8 protein-coding genes, 27 tRNA genes, 3 rRNA genes and 1 other annotated feature are annotated in these 15,745 nt (G+C 44.3%); of the genes, 1 reads left to right on the forward strand and 37 read right to left on the reverse strand.

The features are described from left to right. Positions 1 to 12: 12 nt before the first annotated feature. A complete protein-coding gene (locus G7057_RS05125; protein ID WP_166161835.1) occupies positions 13 to 933 on the reverse strand; it encodes a metal ABC transporter solute-binding protein, Zn/Mn family in 921 nt (306 codons plus the stop codon). Between the two features lie 157 nt (positions 934 to 1,090). Between G7057_RS05125 and G7057_RS05130 the strand changes: the two genes are divergently transcribed. After that, complete coding sequence (locus G7057_RS05130) at positions 1,091 to 1,741, forward strand: metal-dependent transcriptional regulator (protein ID WP_166161837.1); 651 nt, start codon at positions 1,091 to 1,093, stop codon at positions 1,739 to 1,741. A gap of 45 nt (positions 1,742 to 1,786) precedes the next feature. Here the strand turns inward: G7057_RS05130 and G7057_RS05135 are convergent, their stop codons facing one another. From G7057_RS05135 to G7057_RS05310, 36 genes are all read right to left on the reverse strand, one after another. Next, positions 1,787 to 3,145 carry a PFL family protein gene (locus tag G7057_RS05135; RefSeq protein ID WP_166161839.1) on the reverse strand — a complete coding sequence of 453 codons (1,359 nt, stop codon included), beginning with the start codon at positions 3,143 to 3,145 and terminating at the stop codon, positions 1,787 to 1,789. A 12-nt stretch (positions 3,146 to 3,157) separates the two neighbouring features. Next, positions 3,158 to 3,427: an ACT domain-containing protein gene (locus tag G7057_RS05140; RefSeq protein WP_076767922.1), complete on the reverse strand. Its 270-nt coding sequence runs from the start codon at positions 3,425 to 3,427 to the stop codon at positions 3,158 to 3,160. A 53-nt stretch (positions 3,428 to 3,480) separates the two neighbouring features. After that, positions 3,481 to 4,359: a glycoside hydrolase family 3 protein gene (locus G7057_RS05145; RefSeq protein ID WP_227004692.1), complete on the reverse strand. Its 879-nt coding sequence runs from the start codon at positions 4,357 to 4,359 to the stop codon at positions 3,481 to 3,483. Continuing rightward, a complete protein-coding gene (locus tag G7057_RS05150; RefSeq protein WP_166161841.1) occupies positions 4,360 to 4,620 on the reverse strand; it encodes a hypothetical protein in 261 nt (86 codons plus the stop codon). Between the two features lie 93 nt (positions 4,621 to 4,713). Continuing rightward, positions 4,714 to 5,796: a PLP-dependent transferase gene (locus G7057_RS05155; protein ID WP_166161843.1), complete on the reverse strand. Its 1,083-nt coding sequence runs from the start codon at positions 5,794 to 5,796 to the stop codon at positions 4,714 to 4,716. Then, complete coding sequence (locus G7057_RS05160; protein ID WP_166161845.1) at positions 5,793 to 6,989, reverse strand: MalY/PatB family protein; 1,197 nt, start codon at positions 6,987 to 6,989, stop codon at positions 5,793 to 5,795. The genes G7057_RS05155 and G7057_RS05160 overlap by 4 nt, the downstream gene beginning before the upstream one ends. Positions 6,990 to 7,051: 62 nt before the next feature. Then, positions 7,052 to 7,284 (reverse strand) — a binding site (T-box leader). A gap of 311 nt (positions 7,285 to 7,595) precedes the next feature. Then, positions 7,596 to 7,679, reverse strand: a tRNA-Leu gene (locus G7057_RS05165). 34 nt (positions 7,680 to 7,713) lie between these two features. After that, positions 7,714 to 7,784: transfer RNA gene (locus G7057_RS05170), tRNA-Cys, on the reverse strand. Between the two features lie 6 nt (positions 7,785 to 7,790). Then, positions 7,791 to 7,862: transfer RNA gene (locus G7057_RS05175), tRNA-Gln, on the reverse strand. A 10-nt stretch (positions 7,863 to 7,872) separates the two neighbouring features. Then, a tRNA-His gene (locus G7057_RS05180) sits at positions 7,873 to 7,945 on the reverse strand. A 12-nt stretch (positions 7,946 to 7,957) separates the two neighbouring features. Further along, positions 7,958 to 8,028 (reverse strand) — tRNA-Trp (locus G7057_RS05185). Between the two features lie 17 nt (positions 8,029 to 8,045). Beyond that, positions 8,046 to 8,126 (reverse strand) — tRNA-Tyr (locus G7057_RS05190). 1 nt (position 8,127) lies between these two features. Next, positions 8,128 to 8,203 (reverse strand) — tRNA-Phe (locus tag G7057_RS05195). A gap of 42 nt (positions 8,204 to 8,245) precedes the next feature. After that, a tRNA-Asp gene (locus tag G7057_RS05200) sits at positions 8,246 to 8,318 on the reverse strand. Positions 8,319 to 8,320: 2 nt separating this feature from the next. Then, positions 8,321 to 8,393: transfer RNA gene (locus G7057_RS05205), tRNA-Val, on the reverse strand. 46 nt (positions 8,394 to 8,439) lie between these two features. After that, positions 8,440 to 8,511 (reverse strand) — tRNA-Glu (locus G7057_RS05210). A gap of 15 nt (positions 8,512 to 8,526) precedes the next feature. Next, positions 8,527 to 8,600 (reverse strand) — tRNA-Ile (locus G7057_RS05215). 12 nt (positions 8,601 to 8,612) lie between these two features. Then, positions 8,613 to 8,683 (reverse strand) — tRNA-Gly (locus tag G7057_RS05220). Position 8,684: 1 nt separating this feature from the next. After that, positions 8,685 to 8,760, reverse strand: a tRNA-Asp gene (locus G7057_RS05225). Positions 8,761 to 8,772: 12 nt separating this feature from the next. After that, positions 8,773 to 8,845, reverse strand: a tRNA-Met gene (locus G7057_RS05230). 35 nt (positions 8,846 to 8,880) lie between these two features. Further along, positions 8,881 to 8,970, reverse strand: a tRNA-Ser gene (locus G7057_RS05235). Between the two features lie 41 nt (positions 8,971 to 9,011). Next, positions 9,012 to 9,083 (reverse strand) — tRNA-Glu (locus G7057_RS05240). Positions 9,084 to 9,094: 11 nt separating this feature from the next. Further along, positions 9,095 to 9,184, reverse strand: a tRNA-Ser gene (locus G7057_RS05245). Between the two features lie 39 nt (positions 9,185 to 9,223). After that, a tRNA-Ile gene (locus tag G7057_RS05250) sits at positions 9,224 to 9,297 on the reverse strand. Between the two features lie 42 nt (positions 9,298 to 9,339). After that, a tRNA-Met gene (locus tag G7057_RS05255) sits at positions 9,340 to 9,413 on the reverse strand. Between the two features lie 13 nt (positions 9,414 to 9,426). Then, positions 9,427 to 9,500, reverse strand: a tRNA-Pro gene (locus tag G7057_RS05260). Positions 9,501 to 9,509: 9 nt separating this feature from the next. Beyond that, positions 9,510 to 9,583: transfer RNA gene (locus tag G7057_RS05265), tRNA-Arg, on the reverse strand. Positions 9,584 to 9,593: 10 nt separating this feature from the next. Continuing rightward, positions 9,594 to 9,679, reverse strand: a tRNA-Leu gene (locus G7057_RS05270). Between the two features lie 38 nt (positions 9,680 to 9,717). Continuing rightward, positions 9,718 to 9,789: transfer RNA gene (locus G7057_RS05275), tRNA-Gly, on the reverse strand. Between the two features lie 7 nt (positions 9,790 to 9,796). Continuing rightward, positions 9,797 to 9,869, reverse strand: a tRNA-Thr gene (locus tag G7057_RS05280). Between the two features lie 12 nt (positions 9,870 to 9,881). Further along, a tRNA-Leu gene (locus G7057_RS05285) sits at positions 9,882 to 9,963 on the reverse strand. A 30-nt stretch (positions 9,964 to 9,993) separates the two neighbouring features. Next, positions 9,994 to 10,066: transfer RNA gene (locus G7057_RS05290), tRNA-Lys, on the reverse strand. A gap of 53 nt (positions 10,067 to 10,119) precedes the next feature. Continuing rightward, positions 10,120 to 10,192: transfer RNA gene (locus tag G7057_RS05295), tRNA-Val, on the reverse strand. A gap of 107 nt (positions 10,193 to 10,299) precedes the next feature. Further along, positions 10,300 to 10,415 (reverse strand): 5S ribosomal RNA (rrf, locus tag G7057_RS05300). Between the two features lie 154 nt (positions 10,416 to 10,569). Further along, a 23S ribosomal RNA gene (locus G7057_RS05305) occupies positions 10,570 to 13,484 on the reverse strand. A gap of 210 nt (positions 13,485 to 13,694) precedes the next feature. Further along, positions 13,695 to 15,250 (reverse strand): 16S ribosomal RNA (locus G7057_RS05310). Together the 16S, 23S and 5S rRNA genes with 27 tRNA genes alongside form the textbook arrangement of a ribosomal RNA operon. Between the last annotated feature and the right edge of the window lie 495 nt (positions 15,251 to 15,745).

Genomic DNA, 15,745 nt, shown 5'->3' on the forward strand with positions numbered 1-15,745 from the left:
GTTTCGTCCCCTTTATTTTAAACCATCCACAATCGTATCGATGTTACGGCGGAACATCTTCACATAGGTTTCAGCATCTTGAGAAGAGTCACCTAATGCATCTGAAAATAGCTCGCCACCAATTTCAACTTCCCAACCTCTCGTTCTAACCGCTTCTTGTAGGGCCTCAATCGTCCGCGTTGAAACAGAACTTTCAATAAATAAAGCTTTAATTTCCTTTTCTGTTATAAACTGAGCCAACGCACTCACATCAGCTGTTCCGGCTTCTGTTTGTGTATTAATGCCTTGTAAACCAACGACTTCAAAATCAAAGGATTCACCGAAATAACGAAAGGCATCATGAGCCGTTACTAAATAACGTTGGTCTACAGTCAATTCGCTAATACGTTCAGTCACATAGGCTTCTAAGTTTATAAGTTCCTCTTTATAGCTCTCATGGTTGCTACGATAGAAGGCTTCATTATCAGGGTCAGCTTCACTTAACTGATTGGTGATGTAATCTGCTGCTAACTGCCAATTCTCAATACTGAACCAAATATGAGGATCTACTGCACCATCTTCTGACAAAAGTAAGTGTTCATCAGCAATAGCGTCCTCTAAAACAAATAGTGTTTTTCCTTGTTTTTCTAAATTCTCGAACACTTCACCTAGCTTACCTTCTAAATGTAGACCGTTAAAGGCAACCACATCTGCTGACATTAGCTTATTAACATCCGACGATGAGGCTTGATAGCCATGAGGATCAATTCCTGGCCCCATTAAACCTTCTACCTCAATCGCATCGCCACCAATTTGGTTGATTAAGTCTGTTAGCATAGTAGTTGTGGCAACCACTTTTAATTTTCCGCTCTCTTCTTGACTTGTTGCTTCATTCTGCTGGCAGCCTGCTAAAAACAGGCTAATTCCTAATAGAAAGATTGTTATTTTTTTCATTTATAGACAACCCCTAGTTATGTTTAATTATAAGTTTAAGTATACTTAAACTTATAATTAAGTCAACCTTATGGATTTGTCGACAAACTTTTATTGCCCTATTTTGAATTAATCCGTATACTAATAGATATAGATTATGGATGAGAGGAATGGCAATATGACTCCAAGTAAAGGAGATTTTTTGAAAGCAATTGTTAAACTTGGTGGTGGAGAACGTCGCGTCAATAACAAGGATTTAGCAAATGAGCTAAAAATCTCTTCCGCAGCCATTACCGATATGGCATTAAAATTAATGGAAGATGGTTATATTCATTACATTCCTTATAAAGGCATTGAAATTACTGAGATTGGATTAAAAGAAACAAATAAATTAATTCGTAAGCACCGATTATGGGAAGTTTTCCTCCATGAAAAATTGGGTTACAACTGGAATCAAGTGCATGAAGATGCAGATTTGTTGGAACACGCTTCTTCTGATTTTTTAATTGAACGATTAGATGAATTTTTAGGCTTTCCAACGATGGATCCTCATGGGGAGTTTATTCCTAATTCTGAGGGGCACGTAACTCACTCAACAGCTTTACCTCTAAATGAAATAGAGGCTGGAACAGCCTTTACCATTACAGAAGTTTCTGATAACCCTGCTTTTTTAAATTATTTACTACGTAAAAAAATCACCCTTCATGACCACTATTACTTAGTCGAGATTGAAGATTACGAAGGCGACTTTTTACTAGAAGATGATACTGGCCATCAAAAACGAATTAGCGCCAACACTGCTTCACAAATTAAAGTCACGCTAAATTAAAAAGAGTAGCAAAACCTATTTCTATTAGGTTTTGCTACTCTTTTATTAATTTTTAAATGAATGAAGTGGTGCTGGTATTCTTCCGCCACGTTCAATTAGATCAAAGGATGAGAATTCACTCACACCAAGAATTGGTGCGCGTCCTAGTAGACCACCGAATTCAACTTCATCACCAACATCCATACCTGGAACAGGAATCAAACGAACCGCAGTTGTTTTGTGATTCATAATCCCGATAGCAGCTTCATCGGCAATTAATGCTGACAATGTAGAAGCAGTCGTTTTACCTGGTACAGCAACCATATCTAATCCAACTGAACAAATGGCTGTCATAGCTTCTAGCTTGTCAATGGTAATCGCGCCTAATTCAACTGCCTCAATCATTCCGATATCTTCAGAGACAGGAATAAATGAACCGGATAAACCACCAACATGTCCACAAGCCATCAACCCGCCTTTTTTAACGGCATCATTCAAAACAGCTAAAGCTGCTGTTGTTCCATGTGTTCCCACACGTTCAACACCCATTTCTTGTAAGATATAAGCAACAGAATCACCAACTGCTGGTGTTGGGGCTAATGATAAATCTACAATACCAAATGGTACATCTAGCTTTTCAGCAGCCATTGTTCCAACGAGTTGTCCCATACGCGTAATTTTAAAGGCAGCTTTTTTAATGGTTTCAGCAACCACGTCAAACGGCTCTCCTTTTACTTTTTCAAGCGAACGTTTCACTACTCCTGGTCCACTAACACCAACGTGAATGACAACATCTGCCTCACCTACACCATGGAAGGCTCCAGCCATGAATGGGTTATCATCAACAGCGTTAGCAAAGACAACCAATTTCGCTGCGCCTAGGCCATCTGTATCTGCCGTTAGTTCAGCTGTATCTTTAATCACTTGTCCCATTTGCTTAACAGCATCCATGTTAATTCCTGCTTTAGTCGAACCAATATTTACGGATGAACAAACCACTGATGTTTCAGCCAAAGCTTGTGGAATCGAATCAATTAAAATTCGGTCGCCTTTTGTGTAGCCTTTTTCGACAAGCGCACTGAATCCACCAATAAAGTCCACACCGACTTCCTTAGCAGCTTGATCAAGTGTCTTTGCAAATGCCACATAGTCTGTGTCATCAGAAGCACCAGCAACTAAAGCGATTGGCGTCACAGAAATTCGTTTGTTAATAATTGGAATACCTAAATCTTGTTCAATTTCAGTTGCTACTTTTACTAAATCTTTCGCATAGGTCGTGATTTTTTTGTAAATTTTTTCTCGTGCTTTCACACCATCAGAATCCGCACAGTCAAGTAAAGAAATTCCCATTGTTACTGTCCGAATATCAAGTTTGTCTTCCGCAATCATTTGAATTGTTTCTAAAATGTTTTCTTGACGGTTCATCATATCACCTGCTTATAAGCTGTGCATCGCATTAAAAATATCTTCAGATTGAATGCGAATCACAAGCTGCTCTCTTTCTTCGACTTCTTTCATTTGTTGTTGAACTTCTGGAATACTGTGTGGCGATTCCGAAAAATCACAAAGTAAAATCATTGTAAAATACTCTTCCATCAGTGTTTGAGAAATATCTAAAATATTTACTTCTACTTCTGATAGTTTTGCGCTCACGCTTGCCACAATTCCCTTATGGTCTTTTCCTGTAACCGTAATAATTGCTTTCATGTTTTCTCCTCGCTTTTTAACCTAGTTAATTTGACCGTCATTATACCACAACATCAGTCAATTAATTCTAATTGTAATTTAATTTTCAAAATACGCAAGACCGATTCGTTAATTCGTTCCTCAGAGAGACGTCCTTCTGCTACAGCTGCTAAAACAGCCTCTCTTTGAATGGTGACTTCTGAACTGATTAACACATCATTCCCGGCTAAAACAGCTTGGACAGCCGCCTCTTCTGGCTCCAAAAATTGCTGCACACCTTCCATCACTAAATCATCCGTCATAATAATGCCGTTAAAGGCTAAATCATTCCTCAACAAATCAATCACTGCCGGCGATAAGGAGGCAGGTAAGCGCTCATCAATAGCCGTCACAACATTATGCGAGACTAAAATTGCTGCAACATCTTGGGCAACTCCTGCTTGAAAAGGTAAGAAATCACGGTCATAAAAATTATCCAAGGCTCGATTATCATAAGCGACCCCTGTATGAGTATCAACATTATCGCCATAACCTGGAAAATGTTTTAGCACACTTCCTACCTTTTCTTCTTGGCTTATTCTCACTTCCGTTTCGACATACTGAGAAACCTCAAGGGGATCTGTTGAAAATGCGCGCTCATAAATAAAATCATCCTGAGAAATAGGAATATCCGCTACCGGTGCTAAATTTAAATTAAATCCCAGCGAAGCAAGTAGCAGTGCTTTGTCTCTTTCAATTTGCTCTACATCTTCCCAACTACCCTCTGTAAAGGCCACACTTGGTGCAGGAAAGGCTTGCTCACGAAACTGAGGAAACTGACTAATCCGAGTCACACTACCACCTTCCTCATCAACCGCTTGAAAAAGAGGAATCTCACTCATTTGTTGAAGACGATTAATGTCATCTTGGACTTGTTCGGGTGTTTTCTCTGAAAAATCTTTTGCAAACCAAATTTAGCCTCCAATACTGTTAGATTCAACCAACTCGAGCATGCCTTCATCAGGCAAACGAACTAAAAACATCTGACCAACTTTTTCTTCTAATGTCATCTCCTGAAGGATGGCTTCTGCTACATCAACCTCCGTTGGCTCACTGCTTTCTATCATTTCTTGCGATGAATAGTGTTGGCTGCTTTCGCTACTGCTATCATTCGAATCTGCATGACTACAAGACGCCAATAGACCTAGTGCTACGACCATTATCAGTTTTCTCATAAAAGTACTCCTTACTTCTTTATGCTAACAATACCGCTAATTTATAAAATAGGCGAACAAAAAGAAGTAAGTGGACGCCCACTTACTTCTCCTCTAATCTAATACAGCCTTTAAATCCGCGATCAAATCATTCTCATCTTCAATACCAACTGATAGTCGGACTAAATCTGGCGTTAACCCATACGATTCTCTTAAGTCTTTTGGAACATCCGCATGTGTTTGGCTAGTCGGATAGGTAATTAAACTTTCTACCCCACCCAAACTCTCAGCAAAGGTAAATAGTTTTACACCTGCTAGAATTGATGGAACTTGTTCAGCATCATGAAGACGAACACTAATCATCGCACCTTTTCCTGGATAAAGAACCTCTTTCACTTGAGAGAAAGTTTTCAAAGCCGATACAATTGCCTTAGCATTCTTTTCTTGTTTATCTAAACGAAGCGGCAACGTTTTTAAACTTCTAATAAAGAGCCAACAATCAAACGCCGATAAAGTTGGACCAGTTGTATTCGCTAACCATTTCAACTTTTCACCTATTTGCGAATCACTAGTCACAACAACGCCTGCTAAAATATCGTTATGACCTGTTAGATACTTGGTTCCAGAATGAACAACAATATCTGCACCTAGCTCTAATGGCCGTTGCCGCAATGGCGTTAAGAAGGTATTATCAACGATTACACGAGCACCTAATGCCTTCGCTTGTTCGCTGAGTGAAACTAGGTCAATTTCTTGCATAAGTGGATTAGTGGGTGACTCTACGAATACGGCAGTGGTTTGCTGGTTTAACTGCTGAGTAAATTCTTCTTCCGTTGCAAAATAAGAGAAGCTCGCTATACCTTTAGCTTCTAATTCATTAAAGTAGCGGAAGCTGCCCCCATATAAGTCTCGCGACACTAAAAAATGACTCCCTACATCAAATAACTGAAAAACAAGTTGGATCGCACTCATACCTGAACTTGTCGCAACAGCAGCACTACCACCTTCTAAAGTCGCCAGTCCTTCTTCTAAAATATCCCGTGTTGGATTGCAAGTACGGCTATAGTCATAACCTGTACTTTGTCCTAAGCCAGGATGGGCAAAGGTTGAAGACAAATGAATAGGCGGGCTGATTGCTCCTGTTGCAGGATCCGAATGGTTGCCTAGTTGGGCTAGAAAAGTATTAAAGTGACTCATTTATTTTCCTCCTTAAAGGTCCTAATAGCGTTTGTAAGCTGTTCTAATGCAAGTGTGATTCTATCTGGTGTTGTAGCTAGATTAAGACGTATAAAGCCTAAATAGTCTTCAGAGAACCATTCGCCATAATCAACTGCTAGCTTTGCTTTTTCTTGAACAATATCTTTAACTTTATCTTTAGGAATAATGGCTCGTAAATCAATCCAAAGTAAGTACGTTCCTTCTAAATCAGATACAATAAGTTGTGGAAACTCAGCTAATGCTTCTCGGACTAACAAATCGTTCGACCGAATGACCGTTAGCAATGAATCAAACCACTCCTCACCACCGCGATAAGCAGCTTCTCCTGCCACTTGACCTAATAAGTTAACCTCAGTTTGCTGATAACGAATCATTTTTTGATCAAATTGTTCTCTTAGTTCTTGATCTGGAATAATGATATGAGAGTGAAGCAAGGATGCTAAATTAAAACTTTTAGACGGCGCGTTACAAACAATTAAACGATTGTGAAATCGCTCCTCCTCAATAGACAATACCGATTTAAAAGGATGAGCAGAAAATTCAAAGTCTTGGTGAATTTCATCTGCAATCACAATAACATCGTAACGCTCGCACAAAGCCAACATGCCTTCAAGCTCGGATTCCTTCCAAATACGACCAACAGGATTATGAGGCGAACACAATATAAATAATTTCGGTTGTTCCTTCTTTAGTACTTCTTCTAAAGCAGTTAAATCGACGCTGTAAGCCCCGTTATCATTTATCAAAGGTGATAATACCAATTTCCGATTAGTATCTTTTACAGCATTAAAAAAGGGGTAATAAACAGGCGGCTGGATTAACACACCTTCACCTTCATTAGAAAAACACTGGATCAAATGATAGAGTGATTGAACAACCCCATTTGAATAACGTAACCATTCTTCTTTTAAATTGATATTATGCCTTTTTTTTTGCCAATTTGAAAAAGCTAAAAAATAGGCTTTATGAGGTAAAGAATAACCAAAAACACCATGACTCACCCGTTCAAACAATTCCTGAACGACTACTTCAGGCGCCTGAAATTCCATATCAGCTACCCAAAGTGGTAGTAACTCCGCATTACCAAACCGTTTATCCAATGCATCCCATTTTAATGACTGGGTATGACGTCTTTCTTTTTGATACCGTTCAATGAAACTGTTGATTGTCATTCATCCGACCTCCTATTTTTAGAAAATAAAAAATCCGTCCCTTTGTCCTACTAATCGTAAGACAAAGGGACGGATTGATTCCGTGTTACCACCCTAATTTATGTTAGTTAGAAAACCCAACACCTCTAAAGCTCCTATGAAGCTTGGCAATATAACGGTTGCTACCGTCTAAAAAGCGTTAACCTTTCAGAAACTCAGAGTTCATCTTCACTCACTTCATCAGTCCTCTTTTTCACCATGCAGAGGTCTCTAATAACTGATTATGATAAGCTACTCTTCTCTTCTTCGTTTAAATGAATTTTAAATGAGATAATGATGAAATTATAGTGATAATAACAAAAAATGTCAATAGTCATTTTAAATAAGAAAAGCGGACAAGTCCGCCTTGGCCTATGAAAAAATAGGACATTTGACCCTGAATTGTCAGGAGACTTCACGCTTCAGCGGGTTAGTCGAATGATATGCGTTAGCGAGCAGCGAAGCGCGCAATGGGGCAAATTTATCTTTTTTTCACTAGGTCAGGACTTGGGAGCTAGACATTGATGGCTGAACTTATAATCCCCTAGTCTACAAAAAAAGCTCAGCTATCAGCTGAGCTTCAACGTATACCGGCGGCCGGGGTCGAACCGGCACGCCCTCGCGGGCACTGGATTTTGAGTCCAGCGCGTCTGCCTATTCCGCCACGCCGGCAATTTATTATGCAAGTTTTCATCCCTTTTGGGAAAGGCGGTAACCGGATTTGAACCGGTGATGAAGGTTTTGCAGACCTCTGCCTTACCACTTGGCTATACCGCCGAAAAACTGGGGTAGCTGGATTCGAACCAACGAGTGACGGAGTCAAAGTCCGTTGCCTTACCGCTTGGCTATACCCCATTAATAAAAGGGCGACTGATGGGAATCGAACCCACGAATGCCGGCGCCACAAGCCGGTGCGTTAACCACTTCGCCACAATCGCCATAATCCAAAACAGGGGTAGCAGGAATTGAACCCACACCAACGGTTTTGGAGACCGTTGTTCTACCTTTAAACTATACCCCTAAGGACTTAAAAAAAAATGGAGGGGGGCAGATTCGAACTGCCGAACCCGAAGGAGCGGATTTACAGTCCGCCGCGTTTAGCCACTTCGCTACCCCTCCATGGTGGCTTGGGACGGAATCGAACCGCCGACACCTTGAGCTTCAATCAAGTGCTCTACCAACTGAGCTACCAAGCCATTAAGAAGTAATACTTTATTTAATTAATACAACTGTATTAACGGTTCCGACGGGATTTGAACCCGCGATCTCCTGCGTGACAGGCAGGCATGTTAACCCCTACACCACGGAACCAATGGAGGTTAACGGGATCGAACCGCTGACATCCTGCTTGTAAGGCAGACGCTCTCCCAGCTGAGCTAAACCTCCATGATATAAAACATACAGCTTATAAATCATCAATTAAATGACGATATGACCCGTACGGGATTCGAACCCGTGTTACCGCCGTGAAAGGGCGGTGTCTTAACCGCTTGACCAACGGGCCAGTTAAAAGTAAAAATGGGCCTAAATGGACTCGAACCATCGACCTCACGCTTATCAGGCGTGCGCTCTAACCAGCTGAGCTATAGGCCCATAAAATAAAAAAGCGGGTGAGGAGAATCGAACTCCCGACAACAGCTTGGAAGGCTGTGGTTTTACCACTAAACTACACCCGCGTGGCGGTTCCGACGGGATTTGAACCCGCGATCTCCTGCGTGACAGGCAGGCATGTTAACCCCTACACCACGGAACCATTTTAAAAAAATTGCGGGGGCAGGACTTGAACCTGCGACCTTCGGGTTATGAGCCCGACGAGCTGCCAACTGCTCCACCCCGCGATAATATTAATAGATAACTTTTAAAAAAGTTATAAAGGAGGATAAGGGATTCGAACCCTTGCACGCTTTTACACGCCTGACGGTTTTCAAGACCGTTCCCTTCAGCCGGACTTGGGTAATCCTCCGAGATGTTAATGATATTCAATTTACCATAAAAATATGATAATGACCCGTACGGGATTCGAACCCGTGTTACCGCCGTGAAAGGGCGGTGTCTTAACCGCTTGACCAACGGGCCTTTGTTTAAAACGGAGAAGGAGGGATTTGAACCCTCGCGCCGGTATGATCCGACCTACACCCTTAGCAGGGGCGCCTCTTCAGCCACTTGAGTACTTCCCCAATCAAAGATAGCTTATGCTGCAAGTAAGTTTGCTGCAATGGACCTTGCAGGACTCGAACCTGCGACCGGACGGTTATGAGCCGTCTGCTCTAACCAACTGAGCTAAAGGTCCAGGCTCTTAATGTGACCTTTTTTGAACGTCCATTTTTAAAAATAGCGGCGGAGGGGATCGAACCCCCGACCTCCCGGGTATGAACCGGACGCTCTAGCCAGCTGAGCTACACCGCCAAAAAATATTAAATCGGGAAGACAGGATTCGAACCTGCGACCCCTTGGTCCCAAACCAAGTGCTCTACCAAGCTGAGCTACTTCCCGTAATTTAAATGCACCCAGCAGGAGTCGAACCTGCAACCGCCTGATTCGTAGTCAGGTACTCTATCCAATTGAGCTATGGGTGCATATTAAAAATGCCGAGGATCGGGGTCGAACCGATACGGTGAGAACTCACCGCAGGATTTTAAGTCCTGTGCGTCTGCCAATTCCGCCACCCCGGCATTACAATATTATAAAACTTTAAGGATATGATCCTTAAAGCGGAAGACGGGGTTCGAACCCGCGACCCCCACCTTGGCAAGGTGGTGTTCTACCACTGAACTACTTCCGCAAAAAGATGCCGGCTAAAGGACTTGAACCCTCGACCCTCTGATTACAAATCAGATGCTCTACCAACTGAGCTAAGCCGGCAAATTTTTAAAATGCGGGTGAAGGGACTTGAACCCCCACGCCTTGCGGCGCTAGATCCTAAATCTAGTGCGTCTGCCAATTCCGCCACACCCGCGCATCTTTTTATGCAATTGATAAAAAGAAATGAGTCATGCAGGGCTCGAACCTGCGACCCTCTGATTAAAAGTCAGATGCTCTACCAACTGAGCTAATGACTCAACTAAAGAGTTGAATTGTGAGTATTACTCACTTTGTCATATTACTATGACTATGGAGGTTAACGGGATCGAACCGCTGACATCCTGCTTGTAAGGCAGACGCTCTCCCAGCTGAGCTAAACCTCCGAAAATGTAAATATTATGTAAAGAACAGTTCTTGAACATAATACAATATTTTTTGCTAATCTGCAAGTTATTTTCTTTTGAAAACTTATTTTTAAAAGAAAATATATGCGCGGCAGCGTCCTACTCTCACAAAGGGAAACCCTTCACTACAATCGGCGCTAAGAAGCTTAACTTCTGTGTTCGGGATGGGAACAGGTGTGACCTTCTTGCCATCGCCACCGCACATATTGTCATGGCTGTTGCTGCTTTAGCAGTTTACAGACATGATACACTTGGGCTATGCCCACAGTGTTCTTTTGAGGTTGTTCCCTCAAAACTGAATAGTTAACATGAAACCTTTGGTTTGAAACCCATTTTACTTGATTACCGTTTTATTATTGGTTAAGTCCTCGACCGATTAGTACTAGTCCGCTCCATACATCGCTGCACTTCCACTTCTAGCCTATCTACCTGATCGTCTCTCAGGGGTCTTACTCATTTAAAATGATGGGAAATCTCATCTTGAGGGGGCTTCACGCTTAGATGCTTTCAGCGTTTATCCCGTCCACACATAGCTACCCAGCAATGCCCTTGGCAGAACAACTGGTACACCAGCGGTGTGTCCATCCCGGTCCTCTCGTACTAAGGACAGCTCCTCTCAAATTTCCAACGCCCGCGACGGATAGGGACCGAACTGTCTCACGACGTTCTGAACCCAGCTCGCGTGCCGCTTTAATGGGCGAACAGCCCAACCCTTGGGACCGACTACAGCCCCAGGATGCGACGAGCCGACATCGAGGTGCCAAACCTCCCCGTCGATGTGAACTCTTGGGGGAGATAAGCCTGTTATCCCCAGGGTAGCTTTTATCCGTTGAGCGATGGCCCTTCCATGCGGAACCACCGGATCACTAAGCCCGACTTTCGTCCCTGCTCGACTTGTAGGTCTCGCAGTCAAGCTCCCTTCTGCCTTTGCACTCTACGAATGATTTCCAACCATTCTGAGGGAACCTTTGGGCGCCTCCGTTACATTTTAGGAGGCGACCGCCCCAGTCAAACTGCCCGACTGACACTGTCTCCCCACCCGATAAGGGTGGCGGGTTAGAGTGGTCCTGCTACAAGGGTAGTATCCCAATGGCGCCTCCATCGAGACTAGCGTCCCGACTTCAATGGCTCCTACCTATCCTGTACATGTAGCAGAAACAATCAATATCAACCTGCAGTAAAGCTCCATGGGGTCTTTCCGTCCTGTCGCGGGTAACCAGCATCTTCACTGGTACTATAATTTCACCGAGTCTCTCGTTGAGACAGTGCCCAAATCGTTACGCCTTTCGTGCGGGTCAGAACTTACCTGACAAGGAATTTCGCTACCTTAGGACCGTTATAGTTACGGCCGCCGTTTACTGGGGCTTCAATTCAAAGCTTCGCCGAAGCTAACCTCTCCTCTTAACCTTCCAGCACCGGGCAGGCGTCAGCCCCTATACGTCATCTTTCGATTTTGCAGAGACCTGTGTTTTTGATAAACAGTCGCTTGGGCCTATTCACTGCGGCTGACCTTGCGGTCAGCACCCCTTCTCCCGAAGTTACGGGGTCATTTTGCCGAGTTCCTTAACGAGAGTTCGCTCGCTCACCTTAGGATGCTCTCCTCGACTACCTGTGTCGGTTTGCGGTACGGGCAGTTGGTTTCTAACTAGAAGCTTTTCTTGGCAGTGTGACATCAGGAACTTCGGTACTTAAATTTCCCTCCCCATCACAACTTGTCCGTATAGTAGAAAGCATTTGACTCTCCACAAGACTTGTTGCTTGGACGTGCTCTTCCAATCGCACGCATTTCCTTAGCCTCCTGCGTCCCTCCATCGTTCAAACAAAAACAACTGGTACAGGAATATCAACCTGTTGTCCATCGCCTACGCCTATCGGCCTCGGCTTAGGTCCCGACTAACCCTGGGAGGACGAGCCTTCCCCAGGAAACCTTAGTCATACGGTGGACGGGATTCTCACCCGTCTTTCGCTACTCATACCGGCATTCTCACTTCTAAGCGCTCCACCAGTCCTCACGGTCTAGCTTCAATGCCCTTAGAACGCTCTCCTACCACTCAACCTATTGGTTGAATCCACAGCTTCGGTGATCTGTTTAGCCCCGGTAAATTTTCGGCGCAGGGTCACTCGACTAGTGAGCTATTACGCACTCTTTGAATGATGGCTGCTTCTGAGCCAACATCCTAGTTGTCTGTGCAACCCCACATCCTTTTCCACTTAACAGATACTTTGGGACCTTAGCTGGTGGGCTGGGTTGTTTCCCTTTCGACTACGGATCTTATCACTCGCAGTCTGACTCCCGGACTTGAATCCATGGCATTCGGAGTTTATCTGAATTCGGTAACCCGAGAAGGGCCCCTAGTCCAAACAGTGCTCTACCTCCACGATTCGTTTATCCGAGGCTAGCCCTAAAGCTATTTCGGAGAGAACCAGCTATCTCCAGGTTCGATTGGAATTTCTCCGCTACCCACACCTCATCCCCGCACTTTTCAACGTGCGTGGGTTCGGTCCTCCAGTGCGTATTACCGCACCTTCAACCTGGACATGGGTAGGTCACCTGGTTTCGGGTCTACGACCACATACTCATTCGCCCTATTCAGACTCGCTTTCGCTGCGGCTCCGTCTTTTCAACTTAACCTCGCATGGGATCGTAACTCGCCGGTCCATTCTACAAAAGGTACGCCATCACCCATTAACGGGCTCTGACTACTTGTAAGCACACGGTTTCAGGTACTATTTCACTCCCCTTCCGGGGTGCTTTTCACCTTTCCCTCACGGTACTGGTTCACTATCGGTCACTAGGGAGTATTTAGCCTTGGGAGATGGTCCTCCCGGATTCCGACGGAATTTCTCGTGTTCCGCCGTACTCAGGATACTGGTAGAGCTGCTTTAGATTTCGCATACGGGGCTTTTACCCTGTTTCGCGTGGCTTTCCAGCCAGCTTCTGCTATCCATTACAGTCTCACGTCCCAGTCCTACAACCCCAAAGAGCAAGCTCTTTGGTTTGGGCTTTTCCCGTTTCGCTCGCCGCTACTCAGGGAATCGAATTTTCTTTCTCTTCCTGCAGGTAATGAGATGTTTCAGTTCCCTGCGTGTACCTCAAACACGCTATGTATTCACGTGTTTGTAATATCCTATCAAAGATATTGGGTTTCCCCATTCGGAAATCTCCGGATCATAGCTTACTTACAGCTCCCCGGAGCATATCGGAGTTAGTCCCGTCCTTCATCGGCTCCTAGTGCCTAGGCATCCACCGTGCGCCCTTATTCACTTAACCTATGGTCAAGTTTCAGCCATTGCTGGCCTTTACTATCAAACTGTTTTCGTTAAAAAACTGTTCAACGTGTAACGCGGTAAAATGTTTTGGTTTCTTACTTTATATTTCATGTTATACTATTCAGTTTTCAAGGAACAATTGGTTTGAGAGTTAACCTCTCAAAACTGAACAAGAATGTGAACATCGGCAGGTTCCATATAATTTCCTTAGAAAGGAGGTGATCCAGCCGCACCTTCCGATACGGCTACCTTGTTACGACTTCACCCCAATCATCTATCCCACCTTAGGCGGCTGGCTCCCATAAGGGTTACCCCACCGACTTCGGGTGTTACAAACTCTCGTGGTGTGACGGGCGGTGTGTACAAGACCCGGGAACGTATTCACCGCGGCGTTCTGATCCGCGATTACTAGCGATTCCGGCTTCATGCAGGCGAGTTGCAGCCTGCAATCCGAACTGAGAATGGCTTTAAGAGATTCGCTTGCCCTCGCGGGTTTGCTGCTCGTTGTACCATCCATTGTAGCACGTGTGTAGCCCAGGTCATAAGGGGCATGATGATTTGACGTCATCCCCACCTTCCTCCGGTTTGTCACCGGCAGTCTTATTAGAGTGCCCAACTGAATGCTGGCAACTAACAATAGGGGTTGCGCTCGTTGCGGGACTTAACCCAACATCTCACGACACGAGCTGACGACAACCATGCACCACCTGTCACCTTGTCCCCGAAGGGAACGTCCTATCTCTAGGAGTGTCAAGGGATGTCAAGACCTGGTAAGGTTCTTCGCGTTGCTTCGAATTAAACCACATGCTCCACCGCTTGTGCGGGTCCCCGTCAATTCCTTTGAGTTTCAGCCTTGCGGCCGTACTCCCCAGGCGGAGTGCTTAATGCGTTAACTGCAGCACTGAAGGGTGGAAACCCTCCAACACTTAGCACTCATCGTTTACGGCGTGGACTACCAGGGTATCTAATCCTGTTTGCTCCCCACGCTTTCGAGCCTCAGCGTCAATTACAGACCAGAGAGTCGCCTTCGCCACTGGTGTTCCTCCATATATCTACGCATTTCACCGCTACACATGGAATTCCACTCTCCTCTTCTGCATTCAAGTTCCCCAGTTTCCAATGACCTTCCACGGTTGAGCCGTGGGCTTTCACATCAGACTTAAGGAACCGCCTGCGCTCGCTTTACGCCCAATAAATCCGGACAACGCTTGCCACCTACGTATTACCGCGGCTGCTGGCACGTAGTTAGCCGTGGCTTTCTGGTTGGGTACCGTCAAGGTAAGAGCAGTTACTCTCCTACTTGTTCTTCTCCAACAACAGAGTTTTACGATCCGAAAACCTTCTTCACTCACGCGGCGTTGCTCCGTCAGACTTTCGTCCATTGCGGAAGATTCCCTACTGCTGCCTCCCGTAGGAGTTTGGGCCGTGTCTCAGTCCCAATGTGGCCGATCACCCTCTCAGGTCGGCTACGCATCATCGTCTTGGTAGGCCGTTACCCTACCAACTAACTAATGCGCCGCGGGTCCATCTCCAAGTGACAGCACAAAGGCCGTCTTTCCTTCAGCTTCCATGTGGAAGCTGAAACTATGCGGTATTAGCACCCGTTTCCGGATGTTATCCCCCTCTTGAAGGTAGGTTACCCACGTGTTACTCACCCGTTCGCCACTAACGTCATAAGGAGCAAGCTCCTTAATCAATTCGTACGACTTGCATGTATTAGGCACGCCGCCAGCGTTCGTCCTGAGCCAGGATCAAACTCTCATGTTAAATGTGGGCTCTTGTACAGAAACCCGACATGAAAAGCTGAATAGCTCTTTTTTGCTGACTTAATGTTTTTGCGATTATTATCGCGATTCGTTGTGTAATCCTTATAAATAAGAATTACCCTGCACGTTTGGTTCGTTCATTCTTTGTTCAGTTTTCAAAGGTCAAATCCGTTATCACGTGTTACGTTAAGTTCGTGTCGTGACAACTTCTACATATTACCACGCTGTTGATTAAGTGTCAACAGTTTTTTAAAACTTTTAAAAAAGTTTTTTCAGCTGTTTTTTGAGAAACAACTTTTATATCTTATCATCTTAACAACCTTTTGTCAAAAGTTTTTTTACTTTTTCAGATGTTTTGAAAAGATGTATTTGCGCTCCTTAAACAAGCGACTTCGTTATAATAACATCTGATTTACAAAAGGTCAACATATTCTGGTGTATTAATATCGACTAAATTTACCGACACCGCGTTTAGTTCTATTATATTCTTCTTTTA

It is taken from the genome of Jeotgalibaca arthritidis (assembly GCF_011100465.1).
In the GTDB taxonomy this organism is placed as follows: Bacteria; Bacillota; Bacilli; order Lactobacillales; family Aerococcaceae; genus Jeotgalibaca; species Jeotgalibaca arthritidis.